Origin of the sequence: Asticcacaulis sp. AC402 (assembly GCF_000495835.1) — a bacterium.
GTDB lineage: Bacteria > Pseudomonadota > Alphaproteobacteria > Caulobacterales > Caulobacteraceae > Asticcacaulis.
In genome coordinates, this window is sequence record NZ_AWGC01000040.1 from 1 (window position 1) to 525 (window position 525).

At 57.9% G+C, this 525-nt stretch carries 1 protein-coding gene; it reads right to left on the reverse strand.

What is annotated here, in order from left to right; all coding sequences use genetic code 11:
• Positions 1-525 (reverse strand): Calx-beta domain-containing protein (locus ABAC402_RS37285; RefSeq protein WP_040410111.1); only part of this gene is annotated, 525 nt, incomplete at both ends.

The window sequence follows — 525 nt, forward strand, 5'->3', positions numbered from 1 at the left end:
GCTCCCGATCACGGCCGTACCGACCGCATCCAGGGTCGTCGCATTGACCAGGCTGCTGATCACCAGGTTGAAGGCCTCCGAGCCCTCCGTCACCGTATCATTGATCAGCGGCACCTTGACCGTGTGTACCGTCTGGCCGGGCGCAAAGTTCAGGCTACCGCTGACCGCCACATAGTCCGACCCAGCCACCGCGCCACCGTTTTGGGTCGCATAGTTCAGCGACACCACGAGGCTGCTGGGCCGGTCCAGAATGATGACGAAACTGGCTTCACCCGCCGCTTCATCGATGACGAAGTCAATGACCGAGATGACCGGTGTGCCGGACGGTGCATCATTATCTATGATGGTGGCCGTGCCGATGTTCTTCGCCAGGGTAACATTGTTGCTGGGGCTGTAGAGCTCAAGAGTGAAGGCCTCATTGATTTCATCCAGGCTGTCATTCGTGATCGGGATACGGACGGTTTTAACGGTCTCACCCGGCGAGAAGGTCAGATATCCTAAAAGGTCGACGAAGTCGTTCGAGTT